The 21,600-nt window shown below is 57.4% G+C and carries 15 protein-coding genes; 7 read left to right on the plus strand and 8 right to left on the minus strand.

Annotated features, from left to right (window positions below; all coding sequences use genetic code 11):
- Window positions 1–1,616: 1,616 nt before the first annotated feature.
- The 6 genes from ACFOKJ_RS04595 (at window position 1,617) to ACFOKJ_RS04620 (ending at window position 9,216) form a co-directional block, all read left to right on the plus strand.
- Complete coding sequence (locus ACFOKJ_RS04595) at window positions 1,617–2,918, plus strand: glycosyltransferase (RefSeq protein ID WP_390276945.1); 1,302 nt, start codon at window positions 1,617–1,619, stop codon at window positions 2,916–2,918.
- 99 nt (window positions 2,919–3,017) lie between these two features.
- Window positions 3,018–4,133 (plus strand): hypothetical protein, encoded by a 1,116-nt coding sequence (locus ACFOKJ_RS04600; RefSeq protein ID WP_390276946.1) that lies wholly within the window; start codon window positions 3,018–3,020, stop codon window positions 4,131–4,133.
- 146 nt (window positions 4,134–4,279) lie between these two features.
- Window positions 4,280–5,350, plus strand: a complete 1,071-nt coding sequence (locus tag ACFOKJ_RS04605; RefSeq protein WP_390276947.1) for a hypothetical protein — start codon at window positions 4,280–4,282, stop codon at window positions 5,348–5,350.
- 92 nt (window positions 5,351–5,442) lie between these two features.
- A complete protein-coding gene (locus ACFOKJ_RS04610; protein ID WP_390276948.1) occupies window positions 5,443–6,741 on the plus strand; it encodes a nucleotide sugar dehydrogenase in 1,299 nt (432 codons plus the stop codon).
- A gap of 81 nt (window positions 6,742–6,822) precedes the next feature.
- Window positions 6,823–7,524, plus strand: a complete 702-nt coding sequence (locus ACFOKJ_RS04615) for a hypothetical protein (RefSeq protein ID WP_390276949.1) — start codon at window positions 6,823–6,825, stop codon at window positions 7,522–7,524.
- Between the two features lie 330 nt (window positions 7,525–7,854).
- Complete coding sequence (locus ACFOKJ_RS04620; RefSeq protein ID WP_390276950.1) at window positions 7,855–9,216, plus strand: MBL fold metallo-hydrolase RNA specificity domain-containing protein; 1,362 nt, start codon at window positions 7,855–7,857, stop codon at window positions 9,214–9,216.
- A 38-nt stretch (window positions 9,217–9,254) separates the two neighbouring features.
- On the opposite strand, the gene ACFOKJ_RS04625 is transcribed toward ACFOKJ_RS04620, so the two are convergent.
- The 5 genes from ACFOKJ_RS04625 to ubiU all read right to left on the minus strand — a co-directional run bounded on the left by ACFOKJ_RS04625 (window position 9,255) and on the right by ubiU (window position 17,372).
- A complete protein-coding gene (locus ACFOKJ_RS04625) occupies window positions 9,255–13,319 on the minus strand; it encodes a PAS domain-containing protein (protein WP_390276951.1) in 4,065 nt (1,354 codons plus the stop codon).
- A gap of 203 nt (window positions 13,320–13,522) precedes the next feature.
- Complete coding sequence (locus tag ACFOKJ_RS04630; protein ID WP_390276952.1) at window positions 13,523–14,686, minus strand: response regulator; 1,164 nt, start codon at window positions 14,684–14,686, stop codon at window positions 13,523–13,525.
- A 355-nt stretch (window positions 14,687–15,041) separates the two neighbouring features.
- Entirely contained in the window at window positions 15,042–15,476 is a 435-nt protein-coding gene (gene ubiT / locus ACFOKJ_RS04635; protein WP_390276954.1) for a ubiquinone anaerobic biosynthesis accessory factor UbiT, read from the minus strand.
- Window positions 15,463–16,368 (minus strand): U32 family peptidase, encoded by a 906-nt coding sequence (locus ACFOKJ_RS04640; RefSeq protein ID WP_390276955.1) that lies wholly within the window; start codon window positions 16,366–16,368, stop codon window positions 15,463–15,465. The genes ubiT and ACFOKJ_RS04640 overlap by 14 nt, the downstream gene beginning before the upstream one ends.
- A gap of 5 nt (window positions 16,369–16,373) precedes the next feature.
- Complete coding sequence (gene ubiU / locus ACFOKJ_RS04645; protein WP_390276956.1) at window positions 16,374–17,372, minus strand: ubiquinone anaerobic biosynthesis protein UbiU; 999 nt, start codon at window positions 17,370–17,372, stop codon at window positions 16,374–16,376.
- A 99-nt stretch (window positions 17,373–17,471) separates the two neighbouring features.
- Between ubiU and ACFOKJ_RS04650 the strand changes: the two genes are divergently transcribed.
- On the plus strand, window positions 17,472–18,452 hold the full coding sequence (locus ACFOKJ_RS04650; protein ID WP_390276957.1) for a bestrophin family protein: 981 nt from the start codon (window positions 17,472–17,474) through the stop codon (window positions 18,450–18,452).
- A 276-nt stretch (window positions 18,453–18,728) separates the two neighbouring features.
- Here ACFOKJ_RS04650 and ACFOKJ_RS04655 read toward each other — a convergent pair whose 3' ends face one another.
- The 3 genes from ACFOKJ_RS04655 to ugpQ form a co-directional block, all read right to left on the minus strand.
- Window positions 18,729–19,823, minus strand: coding sequence for a fimbrial protein (locus ACFOKJ_RS04655; RefSeq protein WP_390276958.1), 1,095 nt, complete (start codon window positions 19,821–19,823; stop codon window positions 18,729–18,731).
- A 566-nt stretch (window positions 19,824–20,389) separates the two neighbouring features.
- Entirely contained in the window at window positions 20,390–20,644 is a 255-nt protein-coding gene (locus tag ACFOKJ_RS04660; protein ID WP_390276959.1) for a hypothetical protein, read from the minus strand.
- 129 nt (window positions 20,645–20,773) lie between these two features.
- Window positions 20,774–21,514, minus strand: coding sequence for a glycerophosphodiester phosphodiesterase (ugpQ, locus tag ACFOKJ_RS04665; protein ID WP_390276960.1), 741 nt, complete (start codon window positions 21,512–21,514; stop codon window positions 20,774–20,776).
- Between the last annotated feature and the right edge of the window lie 86 nt (window positions 21,515–21,600).

Raw genomic sequence — 21,600 nt, forward strand, 5'->3', positions numbered from 1 at the left:
TTGCTTTCTGCCGCTGCTTCATCGCCTGCTACGGCGTTTTATGAGCCAACGCCATTGCGATAAATGCTGGTAGTACAGCAACACTTAACGCAACAAGGTCGCCTCCAGATTCTGCCCGTGCTCAAAACGGAGCGTAGCCAATAGCTCACTGACACGCCCGTTGAAGCGCTGCAGCATAACGTTCGCTTGCAGATGGTGAGGTTTGGTCAATCGGTCTTCCATCCCTAGCGCTACACATAACTAGTCGAATTCATGGCTGCCGCAAACCTGTTTCTACTTGTTGAACAGGCGGCCGCTTAATTCGATGCCGTTATAGGCCAATAGGGTGCGAACGTGGCACGGACACGCTTTATGCAGGACCACCAAAAATTGAATGGCATATATTGTGGTCTTGCTAGAGCGTAGCAAGATAAATATCCATCGTGCCGCATGGCGATAGTCACAAACAGATAGCGGTGCGAAGTAACGCCCGAAACATGCATAAAGCATTTTACAAAACGGAAAATAGCCCAGCCTGTCAGCCTTCAACGACGGGCTTGCAGGTTGCCCACGCTGAGCCGACCGTAAACAGCGATCTAGGGCGTAACGCGAAACATCAGTATTGGGCACCTCGAAAAACTCCAGCTTTCGTCGCGACACTGCGTTGCTCACGAAAAATTTTTCCTTACATATCAAATACATGCTGCGTAGAAATTTTCCGTTCGCGCCTTGTCTCGCTTAAAAATCCGGGTTTTTCGAGACGCCCTACTAAGCATTACCCCGACAACAAGCGCAGACCCTCCAGACCAAAGCGGAAAAGCTTGCGCAGTTCTACGGCGATGATTTCCTGCGCGGGGATTGAGAGCAATCAGCCACTGGAGGAGGACTGATTCATGATGCTATCGCACAGCTTCCACTTCCGGCTGGTGCGGATGCTGACCTTGTTGCATACGGCCAACTCGACCAAGAGGCCGGTGGCCTGATTAATTTCGCGCAGGTGGCGGTGATGGTACGGACTTTTTTTGTGCCCCATGGCAATCATGAGGCAGTCACTCTGGAAAATTATCACAGCATACCCATGACATTACTGCACCATTCAATTTGAGCAGCTGATTCACATATAGGCACCTCGAAAAACCGAATTTCTAAGCGGGACAAAGCGCGCACTGAAAACTTCACCGTGGCATACACTTGATATGAAATGAGAAATTCTGTAATAACAACGCAGCAACGCAATGAAATCAGTATTTTCCTAGATACCCGTGCGACTTCTTGGGGGGGGGCAAGCCAAATATTTATAGCAATTGTTAAGAATTTAAGCACAGACCACTAATTCCTAGCGCAGCGTGTATAGTGCCACTCGGTCTCCTTAAGCGGCATAACCCCACCCATAACGATTTAAATTTAATGTTAACTAAACTAATAAAACAAAACATCTCACGACACACGGCACTGTAAATTTCGGCTGCGACTTTATTGCACGTGCACATCGGCAGCGCTGAAAAATTAAGAATAACCATAGGCAGCGCTTGCATTAATTTATGACATAGTCGAGTGCATTAATCATTACTTGTAGAATATGTGCATTTTTGGCGCGCGCTCAATTCCGTCACTTAGAAAATTTCTGAGAATCTACCATGTTTGCCCAAAGCATTATTGAACTTTTTGAAATGCTGCCGATTCTGCTAGTTATTGCATTAGTAGTCAATCTTCTGTTGCGTCTGGCAACAACTGCAGCGCAGCCTGCTCGTGACTACACCTACCAACCGCGTGTTAGTGTTTTGGTTCCTGTGTATAACGAGGGCGCCAACATTTTGAATACGCTCAACAGCATCATTTCCGCAGATTGGCCCCGCGACAAATTGGAAATCATCGCATTCGACGATTGCAGCAAAGACGACTCAATGATGTACGTTAGGCAAGTAGCTGACGCGCACCCAAGTCTCGTGCGAGTAGGAAGTAACGAGAAAAACTCGGGCAAGCATCTTACTGTATTGAACGCCTCGCGGCACGCAACTGGTGAAATTTTCATAATCATCGACAGCGATTGCATATTCCATGAAGACGTTATCAAAGAGTTGGTGGCTTGTTATGGTGATGAACGCATTGGCGCAGTAGGTGGATCGGTTGGCATCACTAACATCAATGATAACGTATACACCATGTCGCAGGCGGTAACCTACTTCAAAAGTTTTCAACTGGGAAAATTACCACAAATGGCACAGGGAGGTGTTAGCTGTATTAGTGGCTGCCTGTTCTCAGTTCGCGCCTCTATTTATCGCGACATTGAGCCAGATATTCACAACCTGAGCTGGCTTGGTGTAAAAGTACGTGCTGGCGAGGACCGTTTCATGACCCATATCGTCATGCTGCGCGGGTGGCGTACCACCATTAACCCGAAAGCAATTTGCTGGACATCCGTACCCAATACATTCAACGTCCTATTCAAGCAACAGTTGCGCTGGTCACGCTCCGCGCTGCGTGACACATGCTGGACTCTGGCAACATTGCCAACCAATTTTCGCACTATCGGTGTTAACCGTACGCTGACCTGGTTAATGCCGTATGTGCTCTGCATTTTAGTGACACTGTTCTTTTTTACCTGTATTCCGGTCTACGGTATAGGTGTGTTCTGGTATGGGGCATGTATTGGCGTGCTGTTCGGCAGTATTCACTCGATCCTAATGGCTTTAGCTTACAACTACTACGCACCCAAGCTGATGCCTGGGTCGGTCAAGATTTCCTTCCCACTGAAGGTTGGCCTGTTTCAAGCGTGGGGCATCGTGTCTTGGATGTTGCATTTCATGGCACTTCTCTCCTTCGATCATGATGTGTGGGGAACGCGTGAGAAGGCGATAATTCCCGCAGCATCGAACGAAGATGTCGATCAAAAATACCCAGTAGAATTAACAAACCTAACTACCGAACAATCAATGTAATTAATTTCCGCAATTTCTTACAATTTACACTGGTTATTTGGTGTTATGTTTACAAATACACTATGCAGTCATACATAATATATGCAGTCAGGAATTACGATGAAATCAAACAATACAGGCATCCGTGATTTTTTGCGCTTCAAGCAGTTAAAAAATGCAGATTACAAAGGCACTGTTCTTAACTGGTACCGCCGTCTAGCTATATTTCTGCTAGTGGCGATATTGATGGGGGCTGTTAGCTACGGCATTACAGTTACTACTTTCCTCTTTAATAAAAGCTGGGCAATCCCAGTTATCATGAGCAAGTCTGACCCTCACGTAGCGCAGTTGGCTGCACAGGTTTTTCAAGCTCGCCAAAATTATGACAAGATGAAAAGCGAGCTAGGGATCGCGAAAAAAGCACACAAGCTATTGCAGATACAGCGAGACGCGTTGCGAGAAATTATTGCTCGCTACGAGCAGGCGCTTAACGCTGAAAAGGTAACCACACAAAAATACAGTGGTAAGCTACAGGCTCTTAGTGTAGAGAAAATCGTCATTAACGCAAAAAACGAAAAATTGGTAGCGAATACTCTACCGACCACTGCCAATATAGATAAATCACTGCGCGCAGGCCTGATTACAACGACTACGGCAAATCAGATGCGTGCTACTGCTCTTGGACTGGAGGCTTCTCTGGTAGATGGCAATCTCGCTGCAGCTGCGCTGCTCAATCAGATTGGCCAACTGAATCGTGGCGTTCACTCCTTAGCAGGTGGCAACACTTCGCCGGAGGCAATACAAAGCATTGCCCAGGTTAACATTCTGCGACAGCAACTGAATGAAACCGAGTTGAAATTGCTTGAGCTGGATTCCGATGTAAAGACCAAAACAAAAGACACTGCTGAGCTAGGTGCCATGCTGACTTCACTTAAAGCCAGCCCATACTACATGACTGCATATGGTGCAAAAACTGTTAATCGTTTTGCTTTTGTGCCTTATGAAAACGAAGACTCCGCTCGGATCGGCGCCCCTGTATTTTCATGCAAACTGGAAATTATACTATGTTCCCAAGTTGGCACCATAAAAACAGTTACCACTGAAGAAGAGCGGCTGCAACATCCGCTGTATAACACGTTAGTGCGTGGCGTCCTGGTTGAACTCGACTTGGGCGAGAATCAAGCAGCCAAGGACAAAGTTTTATTTGTTGGCAGCCGGCCTTTCGTTATCATCTAAAAATTTAATTAGCAATATTACATTAATGGCCGAGTAGTCTATTACTCTTATTTCCTGCACTCAACATTTGTTACCATGTAATTTATTAGCGATTAAATCCACATAACTTGATGATTACAAAAGACAAGCCTCCATACGGAACAACCATGAAATTGAATTACATGCACTTGGCGCTGGTTACTGTCATTGCAATGATTTCTACCCCAAGCTTCGCTGACGAAGTACAGTTGTTCTGTGAAATGACTAAAGCACAAGCCAATGTTCAACAGCAACTTCTGGGATCTTCTCAGCTGTTCACTACCTTAGGCAATCCTCAAACTGGCATTAGCAGCACCATCACAGCAGGAGTAAGCAAGTCCCTGTCGCGCCATATCCAGGCTAAAACCATTAGCACCCTGGCTGATGCTACCTGTGATGCATACCGTGCTGATCAGATGCTGGCTGAGCAGGCAAAAAACGTAGAACAACGTAGCATGCTGATGGCTATTGATGCCATGGCGCAGAAGCTGCAAAAGGCACTTGACCAGGCTAATGCCAACATCACTAAAGAGAAACAGATGCTTGCAATAGGTGCGAGTACGCTAATGGATGTTAAAGCCTCCTACGATGCCCGTATTACTGTCCATTCGATGTTGGTAGATATGGATCAGAGTCGCGCCAGATTCCAGGACCAGCTAAAAGAGGCGGAACAGCCGCTGAATATTCTGGTCGAAAAAGCCATTGCGTCACATGCAAAAGTGGCCAGCGTGACTGCTCAGCTCGCAGCACAAACTGGCTGGGACGTCTCTATCGCGGCAGGGGCTCAGGCTGACACCAAAACACACGGAGGCAGCAGTAAAGCGTTTGTGGGCATGAATTTTTCCTACAGTTTTGGTCAGTCCGCGGCAAACCGGATTGCAACTACAGTAGAGGGCTTGGCTGCACAGTATATCCGTGAGCAACGTGACGGCCCATTGAGTCAATTGCAGCGTGCAATCAATACCGTAAAGGGACTTATTGCTGCGGAAAACGTCTTGCATCAGGGTTGGTCTGATCGCCGTGAGCTAGCCGAAGACACGATTAAGCGTGTGACAGGTATTGATTCTGATGATGCGCAACGTGCAATGCGCTCGGCCACTCTGGAAAAACTTATTGCGGTGGCACAACAAGCTGGCTCCGAGGCTCGCATGCAATATCTGCGTGACTGGCTGACTCGCAATGGTGATTCTGCCAAGTAATTGCCCGTTCAATCTGCCCGCATGAATGCGGCCGAAAAACCAAGTACATATAAACTGACCAGCCGGACTGGCGCACAATGATTGGAAATGGAATGTCTAAGCAAGCGAAAATTGTAGTTATTGGCCAAGGCTACGTAGGAGCTCCGTTGGCAGTTGAACTGGCCAAGCACTTCGATGTTATCGGCTTTGACATTAACAGTGAGCGTATAGACGAGTTGGCTAACGGCTATGACCGTACTTGTGAGATTCACACCGATGTGCTAACTGATCTGACCAAGAGGGGTAAACTGACACTGACCTGCGATGCAGAGAGCCTGTGCGTAGCTGACATCTTTGTTGTGACAGTGCCGACCCCGGTTAGCGAGGCGCGAGTGCCTGATATGGGTGCGGTACTGGCAGCGAGTCGTACCGTAGCCAAAGTAATGAAAAAAGGTGCCATCGTGGTTTACGAAAGCACTGTCTACCCTGGCGCAACCGAAGAAGAATGCTTGCCAATTCTGAAACAGGTATCAGGTTATCGCTACCCGCAAGAATTCAGCATTGGCTATTCGCCGGAGCGCATCAATCCGGGGGACCACGTACATCGCCTGACTAACACCACCAAGATAGTGTCTGGCGACCGCCCAGAGGTGCTGGAGACCCTGGCCGCAATGTACGGCACTATCACTACCGTACACCGGGCACCAGGAATCAAAGTGGCTGAAGGTGCCAAGGTACTGGAAAATGTGCAACGCGACGTAAATATTGCCCTGATGAACGAGGCTTATCAGATTTTCAGTCGCTGTGGCGTTGATACTAATGACGTACTTGCTGCGGCTGGTACCAAGTGGAATTTCCTGAAATTTACTCCAGGCCTGGTTGGCGGCCATTGCATCTCGGTAGATCCATACTACCTAAGCCACAAAGCAGCTTGTGAAGGCTTTCAAGCCAAACTGATTCTATCGGCACGTGAAACCAACGACTCGATACCCGCGTTCCTGGTGGATAAACTGGCTAAGAAGATGGCACAAACTGTCGGCATTGGTCGCGATTCGGTAGTCACCGTGATGGGCGTTACATTCAAGGAAAATGTCCCGGACGTACGCAATTCCAAAGTCGGCGATATCTGCAAAGAACTGGCCAAGTATGGCGTGACGGTTCAAGTCGTGGATCCATTGGCACACGCTGATGAAGTAGAGCATGAGTTGGGTTTTCAGCTGACTTCACTTGCGGAGGCTCAAGCCAACCCTGCAGATGCGGTCTTTATGGCGGTTTCACACGAAGCCTTTCTGGAGGGTGGTGGGTGGCCACTGATTCAAAGTTTAGTGAAGCGGAAGCAGGCCATGGTAATGGACTTTAAGGGTCATCTGGACGCTGGCTTGGCACCAGCTCATATAGAGATGGTGCGCTAAACATCTGCAGCCGGAGCGAGGGCCAGGTGGCAAGTTTTTCACTGCGTAGAATCTAACTAAATCACATCGTAAAGGTGCGCTATGCTCCGAAAACTTGCTATTGCAACTTTTTTTTCGCTGATTATTACGCCCGCGTTGTCCGCCTCCAGAGAGATAGCATTCTCTGGATACAACTGGGAGGTGCGCGATTCTGCAGGAAAAGAGGGGGGCCCCGGCCCAAATATCTTTGATGGCACCCCTGAATCGGTTGCCGTCGGAGCAGACGGTAGCCTCCACCTATTTATTCGTAAAACTGGCAATATCTGGACCAGTTCAGAAGTCATCCTGTCCCAAGCCTTGGGGTATGGTACTTACGAACTGGAAGTGGAAACGAATCCAACGACACTTCCTCGGTCAGTAGTATTTGGATTCTTTACTTACAAACATTCTCCGGAGCAGGCGCACCGGGAACTTGATGTCGAATTGTCCTACTGGGGCAAGCCAAATGATGTTAAGAACGGTCAATTTGTTGTTCAGAATGATACAACGCCCGGTAGGGTGACTCGCTTTACAGTCAATGAAGCGCACACGCGCTATCGCATCCGATGGACGAAGGGACTCGCAGAGTTCATCGCATTGAGTTCTGCCGGCAACATCCTTCAGCATTGGACTCGCCGTGAAGGTGTACCAGATGCTGATGGCGCCAAGATTGAGCTAAACCTTTGGCTTTATAAGGGTCAACCTCCACAGGCAGGAGACCAAGTGGAGCTTGTAGTTAAGAATTTCCGGTTCACCCCTGAGTGAATCAGGTGGAGCTTAACATCATGGGGACATGTCCAACTCAGCATGGCCAGGCCACCAAGCTTCATTGCGTTGCCGATCCTGATCGCTTTCTGTCGCCCGCGTATCAGCCCCAGCTGGTCGAGGGGATGTCTAACCAATTCGCCAAGCCAACTTTCCGTTTTGGGAAAGTGAAATAACGCAGGCTGCCAGCCAGCAGCCGCTGCAACAGCTGGCCGACAGGCCAGCCGCTTGCCTTGCCCCCTCACTCCTGCGCTAGCGCAATACAGCACCACACCGCCCTGCTAAGCTTCCCAACAGGCATGCTTCGGCAATACACGGGGGACACACACTATGCAGCTGACTTTTCTTGGCGCCGCCGGCACGGTAACCGGCAGCAAGTACCTGCTGGAATGCGCCGGCAAGCGCATCCTGCTCGACTGCGGGCTGTTTCAGGGTTACAAGCAGCTGCGGCTGCGCAACTGGAGCGGGCTGCCGTTCGCGCCGGCCGAGCTGGATGCGGTGGTGCTCAGCCATGCCCACCTGGATCACAGCGGCTACCTGCCGGCACTGGTGCGCGATGGGTTTCGCGGCAGCATCTATGCCTCCGAGGCCAGCTGCGCGCTGGCCGGCATCCTGCTGCCGGATAGCGGTTTCCTGCAGGAAGAGGAAGCCGAGTACGCCAACCGCCGCGGCTTTTCCAAGCACAGCCCGGCGCTGCCGCTGTACACCCAGGCCGATGCCGAAAAGGCGCTGGAATACTTTGTGCCGCTGCGGTTTCACCAGCGCAGCGAGATCCTGCCGGGCATCGAGGTGCTGCTACGCCCGGCCGGCCATATCCTGGGTGCGGCCAGCGTGCAGATCGTGGCCGATGGCGTGACGGTGGTGGGTTCCGGCGACCTGGGCCGCCAGCAGGACCCGATCATGAAGCCGCCGGAGTTCGTACAGCAGGCCGACTACCTGCTGCTGGAGTCCACCTACGGCAACCGCCAGCACCCGCAGGAAGACCCGGAAGCCGTGCTGGCGGAGGTAATCAACCGGACGGTGGCGCGCCATGGCATCACCGTGATTCCGGCCTTTGCCGTGGAGCGGGCGCAGGCGCTGATGTATTTCCTGTACCGGCTCAAGCGTGCCGGCCGCATTCCTGCCCGCCTGCCGGTATATCTGAACAGCCCGATGGCCAGCGATGTCACCGACGTGTACCAGCAGTTCCGTGACAGCCACCGGCTGTCGGATGCGGAATGCGAGGGTATGTGCCAGGTGGCGCACATGGTGCGTTCGGTGGAGGAATCCAAGCGCCTGAACGAACTGCGCGAGCCGGCGGTGATCATCGCCGCCAGCGGCATGGCCACCGGCGGGCGCGTGCTGCACCACCTGAAAGCCTTCGCCCCCAATCCGCGCAACACCCTGCTGTTCAGCGGTTTCCAGGCGGGTGGCACCCGTGGCGCGCTGATCGTGGGCGGGGCAAAAAGCGTGCGCATCCACGGCCAGGACGTGCCGGTGAATGCCGAGGTGGTGGCGCTGGAGCACCTGTCGGCCCATGCCGACAGCGACGAGATCATGCAATGGCTGAGCGGCTTCAGCCAGGCCCCGCGCCAGACCTTCATCGTGCACGGCGAACCGGAAGCGGCCGACGCGCTGCGCCGCCGCATCAGCCTGGAAAAGCGCTGGCAGGTAACGGTGGCGGAACAGGGGCAGCGGGTGAAGCTGGATTAGTAGCCGGGGGATAGGGAACTGGTGGCAGCGCCAGCTCCCTACTCCCTTTCCAGGGTCAGCACCGCCTGCTGTACCGTGTCCAGCACCTGCTGCAGCTGTGCCAGCGCGGCAGCCTGCTCCTGCTGACCCTGCCCGCCATGCAATACCGCCTCCAGCGCCAGGGCATGACTGACCACGACATCGGCGCTGACGTTGGCCGCAGCGCCTTTCACCGTATGCACCAGCCGATGCAGCAGCGTCGCATCGCCGGCCGCCAGTGCGGCATCGGTCTGCTCCCGGAAATCGGCGCAATTGCGGGCGAACATCAGCAGCCATTTTCGATAGATGTCCGGCCGCTCCACGGCGCGGGCAATGCCATCTTCCACATTCACGCCGGCCTGGCGCAGTTGCTGCCAGACATCCACGGTCGCGTCTTGTGACGCTTTCCCGACCGCCGCCGGCGCTGCCGGCGCCGGCTCGCGCGGCTGCAGGCCTGCACGCTGCAACACCGCGAACAGCTGCTGTGGGTCTAGCGGCTTGCTGATGTAATCGTCCATACCTGCCTCCAGTGCTTCTTCGCGGCTACCAGTGAGCGCATTGGCGGTAAGGGCAATCACCTTCAGCCCCTGCCATGCCGGATTGGCACGGATGGCGCGGGTGGCGGCAAAACCATCCATCACCGGCATGTGGCAATCCATCAGCACCACGTCCGGCAGGCCCTGTGCCAGCAGCTGCAGGGCTTCTTCCCCGTTGGCCGCAAAGCTCACCAGCGCGCCGGCCTCCTGCAGATATGCCGCCGCCACTTCCTGGTTCAGCGCTACGTCATCCACCACCAGCACCAGGCAGCCATCCAGCCGCGGCAACGCAGCGCCAAGCTTGCCATCCGGCGTGACATCCTCTGCAGCCAGCCGCTGCAACGCCCTGGACAGGCGGCCCAAGGTCAGCGGTTTGAGCCAGACTTCACTTACCGGCAGGCTGCAGGAGGACAGCGCCAGCAGCTCGGCGGAGCTGACATGGTGGCGACTCAGCAGGATCAGCTTGGCGGTGGCCGGCCATGGCAGATTGTCGACCAGTTCGCGCCAGTCGGCGGCATCGCTATCCAGCAGCAGTACATCCTGAGGATTCCAGTCCTGCAGCAGCGCATGCAGCTGGGAGCGGGAGTCGACCTGCAAGGTATCGATACCCATCGTCTGGCTACATGGCAGCAGCCAGCTGCGGCACAGCTCACTGAGGCGGGCATGGAACAGCCGGCCAGCTGGCCGCCAGCCGGCAACAGCCGGTGCCGGCAATGCTTGCAATGGCAGGCTGAAGGAGAAGCTGCTGCCTGCGCCAGTTTGCGACGCAGCCTGCAGCCCATCGCCGCCCATCAGCCGCACCAGCTGGTTGGAGATCACCAAGCCAAGTCCGCTGCCGCCATAACGTCGCTGCGTGGACACATCCGCCTGGGAAAACGGTCGGAACAGTCTTTCCAGCTGCTCTGCACTCATGCCGATACCGCTGTCGCGCACATCGAAATGCAGGCGCGCATCGCGCCAGCGCACGGTCAGCACCACAAAGCCGCTGGCAGTGAACTTGACGGCATTGCCCAGAAGATTCAGCAATACCTGCCCCAGCCGCAGTGGGTCGCCACGCCAGTGGCCGGGCACCCCGGCATCGATATCGAACACCAGCTCCAGTGGCTTGCCATCCAGGCGCATGGCCAGCACGTCGGCCAGCGATTCCAGCACGTCCTCCAGTACAAATGGCACCTGCTCGACGCTGAGCTTGCCGGATTCGATCTTGGAAAAATCCAGGATGTCATTGATGATTTCCAGCAGGCCTCGCGCCGAGCGCACCACCTTGCCGAGGTAATCGTGTGCCCGGGCGGGCAGCTGCTCGCGCATGGCCAGGTCGGAAAGACCGATGATGGCGTTCATCGGGGTACGGATCTCGTGGCTCATATTGGCCAGGAAGGCGCTTTTTGCCGCGGTGGCGCTTTCCGCCGCGGCCACGGCCTCCTGCAGGTGCTCCGCCATCTGCTTCTGGGCCGTGATGTCTTCCTGCACGCTGATATAGTGGGTCAATTGCCCGTTGCTGTCCCAGATCGGCGAGATCATCTGCATTACCCAGTACTCGCGGCCATCCTTGCGCCGGTTGAGCAGCTCGCCTTTCCAGCTCTCACCCGCCAGCAGGGTGCGCCACAGCTCGGTGTACAGCGCCGATGCCGCTTTCCCGCTCTTGAGCATGCTGGGCAGCTGCCCCAGCAGCTCGTCTTCCCGGTAGCCAGTCATCTGCAACAGCCGAGGATTGACGAATTCGATAATCCCTTGCGTATTGGTGATCATGACCCCGGCCGGGCTTTGGGTTACGGCCCGCGACATCTGCTCCAGCCGCACCTCATTGGCACGTTGCTGCGAGATATCGCGGAACAGCAGTACGGCGGCCAGCTCGCCAATGGGGTTGTGCAGCATGTTCAACTGGTAGAACACCGGGAACATGCTGCGCTGCGGGCTGCCGAACTGCTCCTGGTGGCTGTTGCATGGTTTGCCCTGCCGCAGCGCGCCCAGCAGGGGTAATGGCTCGCCCAGATGCTGCCCATAGGCGTTGTACTGCTGCAGGATGTCGTCCAGCGGTCGACCGACCAGCCCGGCTTGCGAATCGCCCAGCAAGCTGCCGGCAGCCGCATTGCAAAACACCACTCGTCCATCCGTAGCCAGGCCGAACACCCCGTCGCTCATCGCCTGCAGAATGGCTTGCGCCTTGGCCTCGGCATGGCTGATCGCCTCCTCCGCCCTTGCCAGCCGCTCCACGGCCAGCGCTTCACGCGCGGCGTGCATCTCCAGCAGCATCTGCCGTGCCGCGGTCACATCCTGTATCACCGCCACGCGGCGCAATGGCAGGCCGTTGCTGTCGAATTCGTGACGACCGACTTCTCGCAGGTACTTGATCCGCGCATCCGGCAGCAACAGCCGGTACTCCACCTCATAGCCATCCTTGATGTTGGCCGCATGGGCCAGCAGCACACGCGGCAAGTCCTCCGGGTGAATGCGCTGCAGCAAGTCGGCTATCTGCGGGGGCTGATTGGTGGGGTACTCCAGGATGTGGTACAGCTGCACGGTCCACTCGTCAGGCCGGCCATCACTGTTGGCAATGCAGTAGCCAAGGCGGGCCATCCGCTCGGCGTCCTCCAGCTGCGACTGTCTTTGCTGCTGGTTGCGCTCTATCTGCTCCGCCATGGCATTGAATGTACGGCCCAGCACGGCGAACTCCTCGCCCTCCAGCGCCGGCAGCCGTACCTCCGGCTCCCCCCGGCTGATGCGCAGGCTGGCTTCCATCAGCCGGCTGACCGGTACCACCAGCCGGCGGGCTCGCGAGAAGGCGACCACGCCGGCGGCAGCAGACACCAGCAACAACAGCACCAGCAGCTGGTTGCGTTGCTGCACTAACGGCGCCATGACCGCCGCTTCGTCGCGCGTCACCATGATGGCGCCGCCCAGTACGGGCACGGCGGCCCAGGCGGCCAGTACCTGCCGGCCACGGTAGTCCTGCCCGCTGCCGGCCCCCATCCCGCCTTCCAGCGACTGCCACATTTCCTGCCCGGCCTGTCTGGCGCGATCGATCTTCAGCCTGAAGGCGGCATGCGGCGTGTGGCGCAATGGCGCGATCACCAAGGCATCACCGTTCTCCTGCAGACTCACCAGCAGGTTCTCGCCATCCTCGCCCAGGCCGGCATAATCATCAGTCATCCCCCGGACATCCTCGTCGCTGACCCGCAACAACAGGAAGCCTTGCAGCTTGCCCTGCCGCAGCAGCGGCGCCAGCCAGAAGGCGGCATATTCATGGGCCGGCGCGAAGTGCCCATAGGGAATGAAACTGGTGCCATCCACAGGCAAATCGTGCAATTGCCGCAGCTGCCGGGCCAGCCGGGGCGAGGATTGCGCGGCGTCCATCAGGTTAAGCCCACGCCACTGGCGATGCTGCCCGCTGAACAATACCTTGCCCTGCGGGCTCAGCAGCAATACCTCCAGCTGGCTGGGCAGCTGGCCCACGGTACGCAACGGCGCGCAATCCTCCGAGTGCATCCCACTGGCGCCACCGGCAAGCTGCTGCACGCAGTCAAGCAGATTCGGATCCGCAGTCAGCATCCGCACAATGCCCATCTGCCCGGCCCACCAGGCGGCGACTTCGTGCAAGCGGACACTGAGCAGGCCCTGCAGCTGAGTCAGGGCGGAGTCGCGATACTGGGTCTCGAAATGCCGATACGCCCCCCCCCCACCAGCAGGATCGGCAGCAGGCTACCCAGCACAAACCACTGCAGAAGCCGATACTGGATGCGCATAAATCAGGGTCAATCTGCCTGCAGCGGCATCTCGGCCAGCACCTGCTTGAGGCTTTCCAGCCCCTGAAAATCGCCACCGTACAAGGAAAGAATGCGGTTACTGGCGGCACGCAACAGATTGCTCAGGTTGGCCTCCTGGATATCCGTCAGCCCCAGGTGGACATATTCCCGCTCCAGATCGCCAAGCATGCTCTCCAACAAGGCGGTGGCCGCGAAGCGGTCATCGCGACGCTGCTGTTCCATCGCGCCGATACCAGCCTGCACGCTGGTCAGCACCCGGCGCAGGCAAGCCTCGCGTTCGACAATCTGCTGCTGCAGTTTCAGCATATCCAGCCGTGAGGCTGCCAGGTCGGCCAGCACCAGGGTTTCCAGCCGTGCTGCGGCCAACTCCGCCACGGCGGCCAGATTGTCACGCAGCCGGCCACGCCTGTCCTCGTCATCCTGCGGCATATTGCGAATCATCAGCGTGACACCGCCATAGTTGAAGGCGGCGCGCTGCCCCATGGCAACGATACGGCCGCAGCTGGCAATCAGCTGCAGCACGCCGGATTCCATGGCACTAAGCTCTCCCTCCTGGTTCATCTCCAGGGAGCCACTCTCGTTACGCAGCGCCACCGCCGCAGACAGACCATAGCTGGCAGCGGCATCCAGCAGCTCCCGCGCCAGACATGGCATGTCCTGGCACAGCATCACCTTGCGTGCGAACTGCACCACCTGTCCCATCTCAGCCGCATTGCTCATGGCCGTCATGGCTGTTGCCGTGGCGTAACTGGCCTGTTGCACCAGGGCCTCCCGCTGCTGGCGATGCTGCAACATGGCATCCAGCTTGGCACCAAGCAGGGCCAGCTCCAGTGGCTTGGCCATGAAATCCTGACCGCCGGCATCATAAGCGGCCATGCGGTCTTCCAGCGTGGTCAAGCCGGACAGGAACATCACCGGAATATCCTGGCTGTCGAAGTCTGCCTTCAGCCGCCGACACACCTCGTAGCCATCCATCTGCGGCATATTGATGTCCAGCAGGATGATGTCCGGCTGCTCCTGCGCTACCTGCTGCAGGGCGAGCAGCGGGTCAAGGTAGGCGCGAACCCGGAATTGCTCCCCAAGCACATCCTCTATCATCTGCGCAGTCAGCGAGTCGTCATCAATCACGAACAGCAGTGGTGTGGTCTGCATGCGGTTTCCAAGGTGAGAATATGATCACACGGACATCAGGCTGGCGTGGCCAGCCTGGCCGGGCACGGCATTGTCGCGAGCCGACAGACATCGCCTTTGACTTATATCAATAAGGCAACATTATCAATACTTGGCAACAACTCTGCGGGATTCAAACTTTTTGTCAAGTAGATACACACACTTGCCGCAACATCAACAGCCGTGCCGGGGCTGGCAAGAACGGGTACAGGGGGGGATAAAGAGGGAGCCGCGCGGCAGGCAGCTGTCTCGACAAGCCCGATGCCGCGGCAAGACATGGGTAAAACCGGCAATGGAGGCGCCGCCAGGACCGCGAACCTGGCCAGCGCCGCTACCGCTACACCGCCATGAAGCGCGCCAGCGGCGTATTCTGCCAGTCCACGCTATCTAGCAGGTTCTTCACCGTCAGCCCCAGCTCAGTATCGCCTTCAATACGCAAACGGCGATTGAAGAACAGCGTGTCCGGATCCTCCTCGCGCAGCATCAACCGGGCAAAGTCGGTCAGGTTGGCCGCCAGCAGCAGATCATGCGGGGTGTCGGCACTGCTGCTGACAAAGCGGCTGCCATCGCTGGCGAAATGCAGGCTGATGCCGGCATCCAGCACGCGAATGCAGAACTGGCGCCCGGCCAGCAAACCGTGATCCACCGGCAGCACGCCGCGTGCGGCCAACAGGTTGAGCATGCGCACCATACCCCAGGCCGGCGGCGTGGCCGGCAGCTTGCCCAGCACGCGCGCAAGCGCGGCTGGGACTTTCAGATCAGGCACAGCCATGGGCCACCTCCTTCAATACAATGCCAGCCTCGCCATGCCAGTAGCCATTGGCCAGCGGGCCCGGTGCCAGTGTGGCGACATCCAGCGCCGGTGCCTGGCCGGCAATGGCGGCGGCAAAGGCCTGCACCACCTGTGCCAGCTGCTGGTGCTGCGGGCTGATGCGCAGCGCATGCACACCGTGTGCCGGCAAAGCGGCAATGTCGGCCAGCAGGCTGTGGCAGCCGGCAGACTGGGTCTGGATACCGTTGATGGCGAGGAAGTCCTGCGACTCGCGCGTGGCCAGCGTCATGCCGTCCGGATGCTCCAGGCAGCGGAACTGGCAATCGTCCTTGTTCAGCTGGTAGTGACGCGCGGTAAAGCAGCGCGAGGAGAACGCCAGCGGCAGCCGGCCCCAGGCGAACACCTCGGTTTCGATGTCCGGATTAGCCTGCGCGATCAGACGCACGGTGACGCCCGGCATTTCCACCGGCGGCACCCAGCGCTCGGCGCCCAGCCGGCGGTACAGCCGCAGGGTGTCGCTGTTGTAGATGTTCAGGTGCGGGCCGGCAACAAATGGCAGCCGGCGCTGCTGCAGCAGGTGCACCGCGCCGGCATCGTTGGCCTCCACCAGTGCCGCGCCGTTGTCGATCAGCTTGCGCAGCCGCTTGAGGTCGGATTCGCTTTCCAGCAGCGCCTGGCTGGACAACACCGCCTGCTTGCCGCTGGCGGCGATATCGGCGGCAAGCGCGATCCAGTCCTGGGTGCGTAGCTGCTGGCGGCGCGAACACACCACCTCGCCCAAGTACAGCCGCTCAAGCGGCCAGCTGCTGGCCTCGGCGTAGAAGTTCATTACCTGGTCGCGCGGCCAGAAGTACAGCAGCGGCCCCAGCACCAGTTGCAGCGGGAGTGGCATGGTGGTCATTTCCATGGTCGGTTGTAGGCGCCCAGCGTGACTTGCTGGCCCTCGGAGAGCTTGCCCAGCGTGGCCATGGCCAGCGGGTCGGCGTGGCGGCCGCCCTGCGCGGCCTTGTCCAGCGCTTGGCGCAGCACGCGGGTAACTTGCGCCACGTAGGCCGGGCTGCGCTGGCGACCTTCCACCTTGATGGCGGCCACGCCGATACGCAGGATCTCCGGCAGCAGGGGCAACACGTTGAGGCTGGTGGGCTCTTCCAGCGCGTAGCCAGTGCTGCCTTCCACCTCGAAGCGGCCCTTGCACAGCGTGGGGTAGCCGCTGGGTTCGTCCGGCGCGTAGCGGTCGATCAGGATGCCGTTCAGTCGGGCATCCATGCCTTGCGCACCCTCCTCCCAGCGCACGAAACGCGCCGGCGAGCACACGCCGTGGGTGTTGGGCGACTGGCCGGTGGCGTAGCTGGACAGCAGGCAGCGGCCTTCCACCATCACGCACAGGCTGCCAAAGCCGAACACTTCGATCTCGACATTGGTGTTGGCAATCACCTGCTCCACCTGTGCCAGAGTGAGCACCCGCGGCAGCACCGCGCGCTGCACGCCGAACAGCTGCTGCGCCATGTTGACCGCTTCGTAATTACTGGCCGAGCCCTGTACCGACAGGTGCAGACGCAAGTCCGGATGGCGGCGGCTGGCGTAATCCAGCAGGCCGAAATCGGCCAGGATCACCGCGTCCACCCCCAGGTCGGCGGCTTCGTCCACCGCGCGTTGCCAGCGGGCCGTGTCAGCCTGCTGGGCGAAGGTATTGATCGCCAGCAGCGTCTTCACCCCCTTGGCACGAGCGTAGCGTATGCCCTCGGCGGCGGTTTTTTCGTCGAAATTCAGCCCGGCGAAGTTGCGGGCATTGGTGTCGTTCTTCAGGCCGAAGTACACGCAGTCGGCGCCATTGTCGACCGCGGCCTTGAGCGAAGGCAGGCTGCCCGCCGGGCAGACCAGTTCCGGAAGCGGCATGGTGAAAATCCTTGCAAGCAAAACGCACCGACCTTAGCCCAGCACCAGCCGACTGCCATTGCCGCAAATCAAGCATTTATCCATACCGCTGCGGCCTGCGTGTTTACCGCACTGCAGCATAGCGCCTATGATGACTACCCCTACCCGCCTGCTGCCTGCATCATGATCGTTCGCCCCCGCTACCACTGGTTTCGCCTGCTGTTCATCTGGCGTGGTTCCGTCGTACCACGCATTCTCAGCCGCCTGACCCTGGTGCTGGTCATTTCGCTGCTGGCCAGCTGGTCCGCGCCGTGGTGGGTGAGCCGGCACGCGCAGTCGTCATTGAACATCTACATCTTCACCTTGCTGGGCGTATCGCTGGCCATCTTCCTGGGTTTTCGCAACTCGGCCAGCTACGAGCGCTTCTGGGAGGCGCGCAAGCTGTGGGGGGTGCTGCTGATTGCCGGTCGCGAGCTAGCCGGCAAAAGCCTGGCGCTGGCACCAGCCGCACCTCAGACCCCGCTGCTGATCGATGGCGTCTGCGCCTTTGTCTACGCGCTGAAAGGCCACCTGCGCCAGGATGATGTCAGCAACCATCTGCAGCGGCTGCTGCCGCAGGCCCAGTATCAGCGGGTGCGAGCTGCCGACAACCAGCCGGCGCTGATTGCCGCCTGGCTGCAACAGCTGCTGGCCGACTTGCGCCGAAACGCTGCCATCAGTGACTGGCAGTGGCAGAGCCTGGACAAGAATATGGATGCGCTGGTGGAAGCCCAGGGTGGCTGCGAGCGCATCAGCAACACGCCGATTCCGTTTACCTACCGCGTGCTACTGAACCGCACCGTCACCATCTACTGCATGCTGCTGCCCATTGGCCTCGCCAGCAGCATCGGCTGGCTCACGCCGCTGATCGCGGTGTTCGTGGCCTATACCTTCCTGGCGCTGGATACGCTGGGCGACGAGCTGGAAGAGCCATTCGGCAAGGAAGGCAACGACCTGCCACTGGCAGCCATGAGCCACAATATCGAAGCCTCGCTGCGCGAAATACAGGGCGTACCGCTGGCAGTGGAAGCGCCACGGCCGGATGGCATATACCTGCATTGAAACCGCCGCCCGGTTCGCAGCGACAGGCGTAGTAAACACCAGCCAGGGCGGAATAAGGGCTGGTACGTAAAAAAGGTTGGCCGCATGCGGCCAACCTCGAATGGCAGAATATCCCTCTTTGCTATCCCGGTGATATCACCACAACAGCTTGGACAGCCGTTGCTTTCTGCCGTATCAGCAGCCCGTATGGACTGCCTTGTTTTGACACCACACCCCCGTCGTCAAATCAGCTGGTGGTGTCTGTTTGACATCCCCTGCCCACAGGTGCTGTTATTGTTACTGGTAACTCACGTTATACGTTGCCACGGCATTTGCCGTACCAGGGCCTACCGTTCCGGTACGCACATACTTCACGGAAAACGGAATATTCACGGTGCTGTTAGTGCCTCCGACATCGGCTACCCAGAATTGATTGGTATTGCCTGCAACATTGGAATCCGGGCCATAAGATACTACGCCATTAGGATGGCTTAGCTGATAACCAACCCCGGTGGCAGTGGAACCGGCAGCCAGGGAAAGCACATTGCTGGTATTGCCTGGATTCGTGCTGTCAGTCATGGTCATGTAAACCTTGGTGCCGGACATGCAATTCAGGCTCAGAGTAAAGCTACCACTGCCGGCAGTGGCTCCCACCGCGCTGAAACTATTGGCGGCTACCGGCGCCAGATTTACTGCACGGTTATTCGGCGCATTGATCGTGCAGGAAGCCGCAGTTACCGTTACGCTATTGCTGATATACATATTTCCCCAACCTGCAGTACTGACAGTATTCATACTGCGGTCACTAAAATCAATAAAACCAATTGGGTGATTTGGATCACTAGCCGGAAAGTTAGTGGTTCCCGCCGAAATCGGGCCAGTCACGATCAATTGTGCCCTCATGGAGGGCAAGGGGCCAATGGTAATACCAATACGTGTAGTCGAGTAGTTCTCATACGTTCCGGGCCAAGGCGTCATCGCCACCGGACGCCCGCCAGATACATCAGCACTTGCCCACATGCGCAGGCCAATACCTGGTATGCCAGTTTGGATAATATCGCTACTACCAGGAACCAAAGGATTGGTTGCCGAAGTCATTTTATAGGAATAGCGAATAAAATAATTATCGGAGCAGCTGAACTTGCCCTGGGAGAAGCTGGGCGGGCTGACCCAGCCAGTATCCTGCAAGATCGAACCTATCGGCTTATTGGCTGGTAGCCGCATCGTAGCTGGGAATGGAAGATTGTAGAAAAACGACGTACCCGCAGTGGGCACACAACCCGTCGCCTTCACCTCCATCGCTGTTGTCACACCCAGCAGCAATACCACCAAGTGCAGAGTCAGCCTTGATTTTCGCTGCCAGCCCGCAACTTTGTCAGAGCCCCATCGCATTATATATTCCACCTCCAAAATAAAATTTGCCGTGACTGCATTAGCTGACTGCAATATCGCCCCCCCACAGTCAGCGCACGAGCTGGATATTTATGCGTTGCCGGCAAAACTCGGGAACTTACGTCCAAAGGCCTAACGCAAAAAACGCCTGCACTCGCTTCTGTGCCAGCAACCAATGCAGCACGGAAATCGTTGTTGACCTGGCACGCGGCACGAGCAAACAAATCGTGAGCAATTATTGGCAATGCCAGTTTCTGTTGCTGCTGCATTTATCTACTAGACATAAGGAAAAACAGTAAATCGTGTCGTCATAGCATTCGCATAAATCGGCAAGCCTGAATCCATTTACGTCATCGACTGTCACAACATAAGCCACCCCGTTTTTTCAGCACCAGCAATATCGCTGCGAATATTGGTCAGTACAACGTAGCATGGCAGTCAACCACATAAGATTCATCCCAATACTGTTCAAAATCTACGCAGGCAGTTTCAAACAGCATCTATATAAACAAATAGATTTAAGCCGAATGCCGTCATTTGAAAGCAAAGCTTTAATTACGCAGCACTTATGCAACAGCCAAAAAATTAATCAATGGCTTGAAACAGCCATTTGAATGCATCGTAAATTCATAAGCCATGCCAAATAAAAACAATAAGGTATTAAATAGCAGTATTGATTTAGTAGATGAGGCAACAAGCCAATCGCTTGCCGAAGAGAGAAAACCGGAAAGACCGCCCGCACTTACCCGGAAGCAGGCAACGCGCCACAGGACAGCCATGGTGGTACAGCAGGTAAGCGAAGCGGTGATGGAAGGCAGCATGAAAATCGCCCACCAATAGGCGGGCGATAGGAGAAGTGGCCACAGGATGACTGCCAGGACAGAAGGACACCAAACGGCTGGCGTGGTCACCTGCTGATGCCACGCCAACCGGGTAGGGGTGACAGCTTGCTACGACTCAGGGCGGATCCGGTCCAGCGCATCGGTAAAGATGCCGTCCACGCCCCACTGCCGCAGTTCGGCGGCACGAGCAGGATCGTTCACGGTATAGGCCAGCACGCGGTAGCCGGCGGCGCGTACCACCGCCACGCGCTCGGCGGTGAGCAGCTGGTGGTCACTATGCAGCGATACCGCCTGCAGCTCGGCCAGGCGCGCCGGCCAGTCCTCAGGCCATTGTTCCTCGATCAGCCAGCCACGCGGCAGCTGCGGGGCGGCATCGCGCGCGGCCAGCAGCGCCTCCCAGGCAAACGACGACAGCAAGGGCGGTGCCGGGTGGCCCTGCCACAGCTCTGCGGCCAGTAGCGCCACCTCCCGGCCGGTTTTCGCTTCGCGCCCCGGGCAGGGTTTGATCTCGACATTGGCCAGCAAGCGATGTGCGCGGCAGTAAGCGGCGATGGTGGCGAAGGTGGGCAGCGGCTCGCCAGCAAAGCGCGGTGCGAACCAGCTGCCGCCATCCAGCCGCGACAGCGCGGCGATGTCATGCTCTGCGGCCAACCCATGGCCGTTGCTGGTGCGCTGCAGGGTGTCGTCGTGCAGCAGGAATGCCACGCCGTCCAGGCTCAGTTTCACGTCAAACTCCACCGCGCCGTAGCCGTACTGCACCGCCGTAGCCATGCCGGCCAGGGTGTTTTCCGGGGCCAGCTTTCCGCCACCACGGTGGGCGAACAGGTAGGGGTAAGGCCAGTCTTGCATGGGGTTCTCCAGTCGTGTGCAGGCAGGCTGCCTGGGCTGAGGTAGGGTGGGCAAAGGCCGCAGGCCGTGCCCACCGGCAAGTGGTT

The sequence above is a fragment of the Vogesella amnigena genome (assembly GCF_042648905.1).
Taxonomy (GTDB): Bacteria; Pseudomonadota; Gammaproteobacteria; order Burkholderiales; family Chromobacteriaceae; genus Vogesella; species Vogesella amnigena.

What these genes read in the sequence shown, in the direction of transcription:
- ACFOKJ_RS04600 (WP_390276946.1), top strand. Translation starts at nt 3,018, where the DNA reads ATGAAATCAAACAATACAGGCATCCGTGATTTTTTGCGCTTCAAGCAG.
- ACFOKJ_RS04625 (WP_390276951.1), bottom strand. Translation starts at nt 13,319, where the DNA reads ATGCTGACTGCGGATCCGAATCTGCTTGACTGCGTGCAGCAGCTTGCC.
- ubiT (WP_390276954.1), bottom strand. Translation starts at nt 15,476, where the DNA reads ATGGCTGTGCCTGATCTGAAAGTCCCAGCCGCGCTTGCGCGCGTGCTG.
- ACFOKJ_RS04595 (WP_390276945.1), top strand. Translation starts at nt 1,617, where the DNA reads ATGTTTGCCCAAAGCATTATTGAACTTTTTGAAATGCTGCCGATTCTG.
- ugpQ (WP_390276960.1), bottom strand. Translation starts at nt 21,514, where the DNA reads ATGCAAGACTGGCCTTACCCCTACCTGTTCGCCCACCGTGGTGGCGGA.
- ACFOKJ_RS04610 (WP_390276948.1), top strand. Translation starts at nt 5,443, where the DNA reads ATGTCTAAGCAAGCGAAAATTGTAGTTATTGGCCAAGGCTACGTAGGA.
- ACFOKJ_RS04620 (WP_390276950.1), top strand. Translation starts at nt 7,855, where the DNA reads ATGCAGCTGACTTTTCTTGGCGCCGCCGGCACGGTAACCGGCAGCAAG.
- ACFOKJ_RS04630 (WP_390276952.1), bottom strand. Translation starts at nt 14,686, where the DNA reads ATGCAGACCACACCACTGCTGTTCGTGATTGATGACGACTCGCTGACT.
- ACFOKJ_RS04660 (WP_390276959.1), bottom strand. Translation starts at nt 20,644, where the DNA reads ATGCTGCCTTCCATCACCGCTTCGCTTACCTGCTGTACCACCATGGCT.
- ACFOKJ_RS04605 (WP_390276947.1), top strand. Translation starts at nt 4,280, where the DNA reads ATGAAATTGAATTACATGCACTTGGCGCTGGTTACTGTCATTGCAATG.
- ACFOKJ_RS04615 (WP_390276949.1), top strand. Translation starts at nt 6,823, where the DNA reads ATGCTCCGAAAACTTGCTATTGCAACTTTTTTTTCGCTGATTATTACG.
- ACFOKJ_RS04655 (WP_390276958.1), bottom strand. Translation starts at nt 19,823, where the DNA reads ATGCGATGGGGCTCTGACAAAGTTGCGGGCTGGCAGCGAAAATCAAGG.
- ubiU (WP_390276956.1), bottom strand. Translation starts at nt 17,372, where the DNA reads ATGCCGCTTCCGGAACTGGTCTGCCCGGCGGGCAGCCTGCCTTCGCTC.
- ACFOKJ_RS04640 (WP_390276955.1), bottom strand. Translation starts at nt 16,368, where the DNA reads ATGCCACTCCCGCTGCAACTGGTGCTGGGGCCGCTGCTGTACTTCTGG.